6 protein-coding genes and 2 tRNA genes are annotated in these 10693 nt (G+C 44.4%); 2 read left to right on the top strand and 6 right to left on the bottom strand.

The window, feature by feature from the left end; all coding sequences use genetic code 11:
- Positions 1-17 precede the first annotated feature (17 nt).
- From H524_RS0107805 to parC, 6 genes are all read right to left on the bottom strand, one after another.
- Positions 18-94 (bottom strand) — tRNA-Arg (locus H524_RS0107805).
- Positions 95-621: 527 nt separating this feature from the next.
- A tRNA-Ser gene (locus tag H524_RS0107800) sits at positions 622-715 on the bottom strand.
- A 557-nt stretch (positions 716-1272) separates the two neighbouring features.
- Positions 1273-1464 carry a carbon storage regulator gene (locus H524_RS14880; protein ID WP_044121767.1) on the bottom strand — a complete coding sequence of 64 codons (192 nt, stop codon included), beginning with the start codon at positions 1462-1464 and terminating at the stop codon, positions 1273-1275.
- Positions 1465-1631: 167 nt separating this feature from the next.
- Complete coding sequence (gene alaS / locus H524_RS0107785; protein ID WP_027939821.1) at positions 1632-4262, bottom strand: alanine--tRNA ligase; 2631 nt, start codon at positions 4260-4262, stop codon at positions 1632-1634.
- Positions 4263-4697: 435 nt separating this feature from the next.
- Positions 4698-5456, bottom strand: coding sequence for a 1-acyl-sn-glycerol-3-phosphate acyltransferase (locus H524_RS0107780; RefSeq protein ID WP_027939820.1), 759 nt, complete (start codon positions 5454-5456; stop codon positions 4698-4700).
- A 284-nt stretch (positions 5457-5740) separates the two neighbouring features.
- On the bottom strand, positions 5741-8035 hold the full coding sequence (gene parC / locus H524_RS0107775; protein WP_027939819.1) for a DNA topoisomerase IV subunit A: 2295 nt from the start codon (positions 8033-8035) through the stop codon (positions 5741-5743).
- A gap of 470 nt (positions 8036-8505) precedes the next feature.
- Between parC and H524_RS14875 the strand changes: the two genes are divergently transcribed.
- Together H524_RS14875 and H524_RS0107765 are read left to right on the top strand one after the other, a co-directional pair.
- Positions 8506-9345 carry a L,D-transpeptidase family protein gene (locus H524_RS14875; protein WP_245580452.1) on the top strand — a complete coding sequence of 280 codons (840 nt, stop codon included), beginning with the start codon at positions 8506-8508 and terminating at the stop codon, positions 9343-9345.
- Positions 9346-9395: 50 nt separating this feature from the next.
- Positions 9396-10637: a glycosyltransferase family 9 protein gene (locus tag H524_RS0107765; protein WP_027939818.1), complete on the top strand. Its 1242-nt coding sequence runs from the start codon at positions 9396-9398 to the stop codon at positions 10635-10637.
- The last annotated feature ends 56 nt before the right edge of the window (positions 10638-10693 follow it).

Raw genomic sequence — 10693 nt, 5'->3', positions numbered from 1 at the left:
TTAGTGACAAGATTAAGTGGCGCACCCGAAGAGATTCGAACTCCTGACCGATCGGTTCGTAGCCGATTACTCTATCCAGCTGAGCTACGGGTGCGTGATTGTCACTTGACAGGCTTGTGCTCATCAAGTGGCGCTCATTATAGCAAAATAATTTGAAGTGGCAAGCAATTTTCACAAAAATTTAAAGGATTTTTCATCTTGTCTGTGTAAAAGGCTTGCATATGGGATCCTTATGCGGATTTTTTACAGCTAGTTTGATGGTTATCTATGTTGAAAAAGCCATAGCTGCAGTAAGACCCCACATAGCTATGCACTTACTCACTCACTCACTCACTCACTCACTCACTCACTCACTCACTCACATTCATGCATATATGATCATGCATGCACTGGCATGCGATAAGTTTGGCATTAAAACAAGGTACAAACATTTGCCTAGAAAGTGCGTTGTTTGGGCACTAAAGGCTTAGGTGAATAGATAGTAGTAAGGCAGGAGGGAATTGTTTGTAAGCGTGAGATCGATTATCTAAACAAGATAAATATGTGGGTGTTTAATGTTGCATAGATACAACATGAGGATATAAAAAAACAGCATCAAGTGCTGTTCATTTTTTATCACGGTGGCGGAGAGAAAGGGATTCGAACCCTCGATACAACTTTTTGGTCGTATGCTCCCTTAGCAGGGGAGTACCTTCAGCCTCTCGGTCATCTCTCCGCAACGGTGTGCGCGCATTATCAGGCTTTTAGCTATCCTTGTCAAGCATTTGATAGCAAGTTTTTTCATATGCTTCACTTGCACGTTTAACAAACACCTTATATATGCTTTTCGTGGCAAGGTGGTAAGCTAAAGATCAAATTCATCTAGGCAAGTATCCAGAGTTAATGATGGCCTTAAAACCAGTGTCTTTGGTTGGTCTTATGGCCATATTGCCTGATGGTGCTAAGAGATTCTAATAATGCTTTATACATATGAGCATGCATTTAAGAGCGCAAATCATTAGTGCCTCAAACAAGATAGAGGTTTGTTAAAGCCTAGATGATCTAGTTGAGGTGGAATATATCAGTAGATGCGTGAAAGTAGAGCTTGTGCCAAGCAATGGTCATAAACTCGAGAGATGGGGACTCTTAATTGTCTTAATATAGAGTAGATGAGGAGTTTTAATGGCCGTAAGCTAGAGCTGAGGTGAGCTTTTGATGGTTTTAAGCTAGATTTGAGGGGGACTTTTTTTACAAGCAGGCAAAAAATAAGGCAGTCTATAGACTGCCTCTAGCTTATGAGTTGTAATCTTGATCATAGTCGACAAGAAAGTCTTCCTCATTGTCGCGACCATCTCGCACAATGCGGCAGTCATCAGGAGCCTCAATTCCTAGGCGAACCTGTCCTGAACGTATCTCAACTACAGTGACATAAATGTCTTTGCCGATACGTACTTTCTCGTCTTTACGTCGTGAGATTACAAGCATCGAAAGCATCCGTATATTTGCATATACGGCTCCTGTTCTATAGTCGTTACACTTAATGAAGCTTAAGTTACAGACTGTAGTTTTATATGTAGTGCTGCACTTGGCACTAAAAGTGGTGCAGCACTACACTCAGGCTAATTTAGCCTTTTAGAACTGTAGATAAGCTATTACAGGTTCTGCTCAAGGAAAGGAGCTACTGCAGCAATTGCAGCATCAAGACCAGCCTTGTTAGTACCGCCAGCCTGAGCCATGTCAGGACGGCCGCCACCCTTGCCATCAACGTGTGCAGCAACGGCGTTAACTAAGTCACCAGCCTTAACCTTAGCGGTCATATCCTTAGAAACTGCAGCAATGAGGTTAACCTTATCGGTCTTCTCATCAACAGAGCCTAAGACTACTACACAGGTCTTTAAGGTGTTCTTGAGCTCATCAACAGCTAAACGCAGCTCGCGCATGGAGTAGCCATCAACCTTACGAGCAACAACCTTAACTCCCTTGCACTCAGTAGCTTCGTGAGCGAAGTTTACGCACTCAAGATGAACCAGCTTCTCCTTTAAGAGCATGTTCTCGTGCTCGATAGAAGAGGTGTGCTCAATCATGTACTTAGCACGATCTACTACAGAGAAGTTATCAGTCTTTAAGATGTTGCAAGCTTGAGCAACAGCCTGTGATAAGGACTGCTGATATTCAATAGCAGCTGCACCAACTAAAGCTTCAATACGACGAACACCAGATGCGATAGACTCATCTGAGGAGATCATGAAGTAGCCTAAGTCACCAGTACGCTCAGCGTGGGTGCCGCCGCACAGTTCTTTAGAGGCATCGCCCATAGTAAGAACACGTACTTCACCTTCGTACTTCTCATCAAACAGAGCCATAGCGCCGCACTTCTTGGCAGCCTCTAAGTCCATGATGTCAGTCTTAATTTCATAGTTGTCGCGGATCCACTCGTTAACACGAGCAGTAATCTGCTGACGCTCCATGGAAGTTAATGGCTGAGGATGTGAGTAGTCAAAGCGTAGACGGTCAGGACCTACAGAAGAACCCTTCTGATGGACATGGTCGCCTAAGATCTCACGCAGGGCAGCGTGTAGTAAGTGGGTAGCACTGTGATGAGCGGCAATAGCCTTACGACGCTTAGCATCAACAATGGCCTTGCACTCGTCGCCAGCCTTGAACTCACCTAGCTCAACACGGCCTAAGTGAATAGTTGCCTTACCAACAGCCTTGGTATTCTCAACGATAAAGAGGTTGTTACCGCAACGAATCTCGCCGGTATCACCAATCTGACCACCCTTTTCAGCATAGAAAGGAGTGTTATCTAAAACGATTACAGCCTGCTCATCAGTTAAGATGCCATCAGTTTCTTCAGTGCCCTTGAACAGAGCGATGATCTTGCCGTTATCTTCAGTGCGATCGTAGCCTGAGAAGGTGGTCTGAGCGTTTAACTTAAGCTCCTTGTTGTAGTCGATGCCGAAACTAGAGGCGGACTTAGCGCGAGCACGCTGCTTTTCCATCTCGCTCTCAAAGCCATCCATATCAACTACATAGCCACGATCACGAACTACGTCCTGAGTTAAATCTGCAGGGAAGCCGTAGGTATCGTAGAGCTTAAAGGCAACCTCACCCGGAATAGTACGCTCAGCACCGAGCTTTTCAAGCTCAGAGTCAAGCAGAGCTAAGCCACGGTCTAAGGTATTTAAGAACTGCTCTTCTTCTTTCTTTAAGGTGCGCTCGATTAATGATTGCTGCTCAACGAGCTCTGGATAAGCCTTGCCCATCAGCTCAGCAAGCTTAGCGACCATCTTGTAGAAGAATACGTCCTTAGCGCCTAACAGACGGCCATGACGAACGGCACGACGGATGATGCGGCGCAGTACGTAACCACGACCCTCATTAGATGGCAGAACACCATCTGCAATTAAGAATGCACATGAGCGGATGTGGTCTGAAATTACGCGCAGAGACTTAGAAGACTTGTCGGTAACATTCAGGATGTTAGCAGCAGTATCGATAAGATCGCGGAACAGATCAATATCGTAGTTAGAGTGAACGCCCTGCAGAACAGCAGCAATACGCTCTAAGCCTAAGCCGTTATCGATCATTGGCTTGCCTAATGGCTCAAAAGTGCCATCAGCTAAGCGGTTGTACTGCATGAACACGATGTTCCAAATCTCAATGAAACGATCGCCATCTTCCTCAGGTGAGCCTGGAGGGCCGCCCCAGATGCCCTCGCCGTGGTCATAGAAAACCTCAGAGCAAGGACCGCAAGGACCAGTGTCACCCATCTGCCAGAAGTTGTCAGAGTTGTAACGACCACCCTTGTTATCACCAATGCGAACGATCTTCTCAGCAGGCAGACCGATCTCTTTATGCCAGATGTTGTAAGCTTCTTCATCTTCGGCATAAACAGTAACCATTAATGACTCTTTTGGTAACTTAAAGTCTTCAGTCAGTAAGGTCCAAGCGTGGGTAATAGCCTCGCGCTTGAAGTAGCCACCAAAGGAGAAGTTACCGAGCATTTCAAAGAAAGTGTGGTGACGAGCGGTATAACCTACGTTATCGAGGTCATTTTGCTTACCACCTGCACGTACGCACTTTTGAGCGGTAGTGGCATTGATATAAGAGCGTCTGTCCTTGCCAAGGTAGATGTCCTTGAACTGGTTCATACCGGCGTTAGTGAACAGAAGGGTTGGATCGTTATATGGAACGAGAGAGCTTGAGCGCACGATCTCGTGGCCGTGTCTCTTGAAGTAGTTGAGATACGTAGAACGGATCTCGTCTGTAGTCATGTACATGCTAAAACTCTGTGTTTAGACAAGGAATCAAACCTTGGGGTAAATACAATCTTATACCTGCGTACTATGCTCTATGGCATAGAAGCGCCCAATGAGCCTATATGCTCTAGGACTAATATTGCGTTTCACAGGCATAAGATTGTACTTAGCTCAACCATGATCCCTTTAGAAAGGACTAAATACAACCTAACATTATAACCACATTAGGTTGATGCATACCAATTTTTACGCATTAGTGCCGATCTAAAGCCCTATCTAAGACCATGGCCTTTTTGCTAGCGTGCCCCATGAAAGCACCAAGATTAAAAGTAAGGTAGGTTGAAAAGTATAGGCACCAAAAGGCAAATGGCAGCAGCTTAGCGTAGATTCTACCTATTGAGCTAATGGTGTTTCTTGAGGTGGGCGTGTGTAGAAGTTTATGCTAGTAAGGCTTACTTAGCGATCTGGTGGCAGAACATAGCCATTTGGACGCATAACATGTTGATCAAGCTCGTGCATGGCCGCAATCATGTTTTCACGTAAGGCTGCAGTTGCTTTTGCTATATCATGGCGATTTAAGGTAGCACCGTCGATAGGCTCTAAGAGCTTAATGTGAACCTCTCCATTGTTTAGACGACCGAGCTTAATTTGTTTTGTGTAGGTTGATGTAACAAATGGGTAGACCTTAACCTTACTGAGCATAGCTGTATGTAGAGCCCCGGTTTTAAATGGCTTAACAGGGCCATAGCCTGAGCGTGATCCTTCAGGAAATACCCATACAGATAAGCCTTTGTTTTTGATCTTATCTGCAAGCTTCAAGAAGGCTTCTGCAGCTTTAGTTCGATTATCGCGGTCAATTAAAATATTGCCTGATAAAAAGAAGATAAGGCCAAAAATAGGAGTGTAGATCAGACTCTTTTTGCCCACACAAACGACACCTGGCTGAGGCAGATCAGCCATAGTAATAATGTCCCAATCACACTGATGCAAGCCAACAAAGATAGCCGGCATTTCTTTGCGTAATGCCTTAAGGTCGCAGTCAATTACTACCTTAACCCCCACAATCGGCTGCACTAAGCGGAGCATTTGCGTAAGTACAAAGACATTGTTCCTATGCTTTGGACGTACAGTACATAAGATTATTCCTGTGATAAGCCAGATCAAGGCTCCCATGCCCAGAATGAGCAGGCGTGTAGATGCAAGTGCATATGACATAGGCGCGTATCTTACTTATACAGGTGAGTGAATAGACTTGCCATCAGATAAAGATGGCCAGGGTGGTAACTTAGTAGTAAAACTCAGCTATAAGTTAGCCCTCTAGCTAACTTGCAATCATCTGAGTTGCATGTAAGCAGTGCTAGTTTGAAAAATGAAGCTCTCTTAGAGTTTTGTAGGCTGAACACAGCTAGAGCTTTAACTAAGTGCAGCCTTTAATGCTACGAGCCAAGTACCTAGCAAACTAATGGGTACTTGGCTGCAGTTCTCATTTAGGGCTAGAGTTACTCCGAGGCAGTTTCAGCAATGCTTGGCTGTTTAGCCGGCACTAGCTCAATGTAGTCCACACGTTGAATACGTTCTGGTAATGACTCACCAGCACGTTCACGGTTAGAAATACGATCAGCAATGATCTTAGGAGCTAAGGAAAGCTTGAGCTTGCCTGAGTGCAGGTTTGCGCCCTCACCCTCATTGAGGCAGATGATATCTGCAATACCGTCCATACCACTCTTGAGCTTATCGTTAGCAATCTTAATGAGCTTCAATCCCTTGCCACGTGGCAGAATATTAAGCTCAGAGGCACGATAGATAAGCATCTTACCTTGCTTAGAAACAATGAGCACGATGGTGTTTTGTGGGTCTTGTACCTTAAGTGGCTTAAGTACACTAGCTTCAGCATCTAAGGTAATGACAGACTTACCGGCCTTGTTTCGGGTTAGTAAATCTGCAAAACGACAGATAAAGCCATAGCCACGATCTGTTGCGAGCAGGAAATGGTCCTCAACTGAGCCAGTAATTACGGATGTAATGTACTCGTTTGGCTGCAGATTAATCTTGGTAGAAATAGGCTCACCTTGACCACGTGCAGATGGCAGATCCTTAATAAAGATACTAAAGGTACGTCCCATATTACTGATAAAGACGGCGCTTTGATTAGACTTGCCTACAGCCTGTTCAAGGAAGCTATCGCCACTCTTATATGACAGAGCCATTGGGTCGATACCAGTACCATTAGCTGCACGTACCCATCCCATACGAGAGAGCACTACTGTCATAACCTGGGCTGGAGTGTTAGCTGTAAGGTCGATTTCCTTAGCTGCCTCACGCTCGACAATAGCACAGCGACGCTTGTCACCAAACTTTTTAGCATCAGCACTGAGCTCAGCTTTGATAAAGTTCTTAAGCTTTTCTGGGTGAGCTAATAAGTCCTCAAGCTCCTGCTTTTCTTTAGTAAGCTTGTCAGCCTCGCCTTGGATCTTTTCCTCTTCAAGACGAGCTAATTGTCTAAGCTTAGTCTCAAGGATGTAATCAACTTGCTCTTCGGTAAGCTTAAAGCGCTGCATTAAGGCCTGTTTAGGATCATCCTCGTTACGAATGATCTCAATAACCTCATCAAGGTTTAAAAATACCGTCATCAAGCCATCAAGTAAGTGCAGACGCTTGTTAACAGCATTGAGGCGATGATTAAAGCGCTTGGTAACTGTATTGGTGCGGAATGTAATCCACTCGCCTAAGATAGTGGCGAGATCTTTTACTTGAGGCTTGCCATCTAAACCTAAGATATTGAGATTGAATTTATAAGTCTTCTCAAGATCTGTCTTGGCAAAGAGATGGCTCATTACACTCTCAGTATCTACACGGTTAGAGCGAGGTACTAAGATGAGCTTGCAAGGGTTATCACGATCTGATGCGTTAACTAGGTCAGAAATCCAAGGCAGCTCCTTTTTCATCATCAGCTCAGCAATCTTCTTTTCGATATCGCCAACGCTAACTTGGAAAGGAAGAGCAGTGATGACGATGCCATCCTTGGTCTCTTCGTAAACAGCACGCTGTCTGATGCTGCCACGACCAGTCTCATACATCTTCAATAGCTCATCCTTTGGGGTGATGATGTCAGCACCACAAGGATAGTCAGGACCTTGAACATATTTCATCAGGTCTTTAACTGAAGCTTTTGGATGATCAAGCAGATAAGAGGTAGCCTTCACAATCTCATTGAGGTTGTGTGGCGGAATCTCGGTGGCCATACCCACGGCAATACCCATGGTGCCGTTTAATAAAATGCTTGGTACACGGGCAGGTAGTGCTTTAGGCTCTTCAGTTGTACCATCGAAGTTAGGTTGCCAATCAACGCAGCCTAAGTTCAAGTCCTCTAAGAGGAGGTCTGCCTGTGGAGATAAGCGGGCTTCGGTATAACGCATCGCCGCAAAGGACTTTGGATCCTCAACGTCACCCCAGTTACCTTGGCCATCGATGAGAGGATAGCGGAAGGAAAAAGGCTGTGCCATGAGAACCATAGCCTCATAACAAGCACTATCACCATGAGGGTGGTACTTACCGATTACGTCACCTACAGTACGGGCTGATTTTACGTGCTTGGCCTTGCTGTTAATGCCAAGCTTGGCCATGGCGTAAATAATACGACGCTGTACAGGCTTAAGACCGTCACTTACCGATGGTAAGGCACGGTCACGGATGACGCTCATGGAGTAATTTAAGTAGGCATCGTGAGCAAAGTTGCGCAGTTGCAACAGCTCGACACCCTCTAAACTTAAGTCACTATTGTTTAAGGTGCTCATGAATAAAGGCCATCAAAATCTATGTGGTTAGCTGAACTTCAAAAAATGCATGCCGCAGTAAAACTGCCTAACAATAGTGCAGTAAATGTCGACGGCTTGTTTTGAAATTACCAATACCGAAACTTTGCAAATTGCATTTGCGTGGATTCAGATCCGGGCTAAAATCTTATCTTTGTCTTTCTTATGCTAAAAAGCTTATTTGCCTAGTTTATAGATGGGCTCGCAAAGGAACCCATCCATGTTTTAACTGTGCAAAGCTTTAAGGACATATGCTCAAATGGGCATATGTAGGCATAAAGACACAATAAGGCTAAGCATTCTACACTATAAGTGTAAATGCTGCGAAATTACGCAAAGTGGGAAAAAACACTTTTTAGCGCATTTATATAAGCATTGCTGAGCTCATGCATTCTGATGCATAGATTATTTTGCTCGCAATAGCCTGCATCTTTGTGTCATAAGAGACGTTATTGTTTGCTGTATGTGGTGTTCTTAACTTAGATGAGAACCTACACGTACTTTCTTTGTTTTTGAGTAATGAGTCTATGGCGATCGACCAACTTTCATTATTTGTATCGGCTTGTGCACGCTTTACGTCACGCTTAGGCGGTGGTTTTAAGTCCAAGATGATGCTTATGGCCTTGCTATTTATTTGTAGCAACTCCTTCTTGGGCTCTGCTCAAGCCGCGATTGGCGATCTGTTTAATCGTACTGAGATTAAGCCATACGCTCAGCATGCCTCATCTGAAACAGCTAATTTACCTGCTACTTTATATAACAGTGCCGTTGTAGACTCAGTAGTTGAGGACTACGAATATGACTATGTAAAGCTCAATCGCATTTCCTCGCTGCCACTGTTCCCACGTGGCTATCGCGCACCAAAGTACTTAGTAGACAAAGTAGTAGTCTACAAACAGTACCATCAAATGATGCTTTATAAGAACAATCAAGTCGTACGTAAGTATTGGATTGCACTATCCGATCGTCCTCAGGGACATAAAATTCAAGAGGGGGATCGTCGCACTCCGGAGGGGACATATACTCTCGATTACGTGAAAGAAAACTCATACTACTATCGAGCTTTCCATATCTCCTATCCTAATCCACAGGATATTGCTAATGCACGTAAGCGTGGTGTAAGTCCTGGCGGCATGATTATGGTTCATGGCCAGCCACCATCAAATAGTGAGTATCATGAGACAGTGCAGCGCTCAGATTGGACTAATGGCTGTATTGCTATTCTCAATCCAGAGATGGATGAGTTTATTTCCTTAGTCGATCCCGGCACTCCAATTGAGATAAAGCCTTAGGCATTACTGCACAAACTTGTCGTCTCATCATGGCTTTAGGTTAGAAGAATATGGGCACTAAACAACTCTTTTTTAAGCTCAGAGACAAGACTCGCTTCATGTGGGCTCGTAGTAAGTTTGGTTATATCCCAAACGGGGATGTAGCTAAATTTGACTTTAATGAGCTTGAACACGTCGTGATTTTGAAGCTCGATGGCAAGCTTGGCGATACTCAAGTAATGACACACTTTTACTCTCAGTTACGCTCATTAACTAACGCCGCTGGCCGTAAGCTCTTTTTAAGCGCTGTATGTCCTAAAAATCTAAAGCATATATACAAAGATATCTTAGGTTTTGACTGTGTTATTGAGTCATCACGCAAGCCTAAAGAGAAAGAGATTGAGCTTATCTGTGCGCAAATTATTCAAGCTGCAGTTGATGCAGGTTATAGCGATAAGATTGATTTAGTGCTTTCAACTGAGCCTAACTATAGGCCACGTGACTTCATCTTTAATCATTGTCTCAAGCCTAAATATGTAGCTGGTTGCGATAAACGTCTGAGCGACAATTTAGTAGCACGCGCTGCAAGCCAAGCCGCACTATCAGGCGGTATTGAGGAGCAAGTTGCTCGAAAGGCAACAGAGATTAGCTTCTTACTCTACGATGTTGATGCTTATGACAAGCGAGTGTCTCAAGCTTTTTGTGAGTTTATGCAGCTAGGTAAGCTTAAACCATCTTTAGTAAGCTATAAGCCTTTATTTACCGAAGAAGAGCTTGAGCACGCGCAAAACTATTTAGCATGCGATAAAGATACGATCTTAGTGGGGGTTAACCCATCAGGAGCAGCTAAAATACGTTCATTTACTCCAGAACTAACGGCTGCCATTATGAGCAAGATCATCTCATCGTCAGATAAGACTAGAGCCTTGCTCCTTTGTCATAGAGGCATGGGCGATTACATTGATAAGGTTATAGCGTCTTTAGGCGAGCTAAAAGATCTAGTGGGCACACGCATTGTGCTCATGCCCAAAGAATCCACCCCTTGCGATTTGGCTGCTTTAATTAGCTGTTGCGACGGTCAAATTGGCGTTGACACTGCTACCGTACATATAGCTTGCGCCACAAGTGTTCGACAGCTTTGCTTCTATCACAATGTGACTACCAACTCATTGCAGTGGGCTCCTTTAGGTGAGGGTGATACTGCAGAGGTACTAAGGTTCTCCGACGCAAACTTTAATACTATTGAGCCAAACCTTATCCTCAATCCTACTGCTGAGTTTATGAATAAGCTGCTAGCTACACAAAATGACTAGTCTTTAGCCATTAAGCTCCTACAGAGTCATAGCGCAATACACATTGCAAAGCTATA

Origin of the sequence: Anaerobiospirillum succiniciproducens DSM 6400 (genome assembly GCF_000482845.1) — a bacterium.
Taxonomy (GTDB): domain Bacteria; phylum Pseudomonadota; class Gammaproteobacteria; order Enterobacterales; family Succinivibrionaceae; genus Anaerobiospirillum; species Anaerobiospirillum succiniciproducens.
The sequence above is the reverse complement of the archived record's forward strand: the minus strand, read 5'-3'. Positions and strand labels throughout refer to the sequence as shown.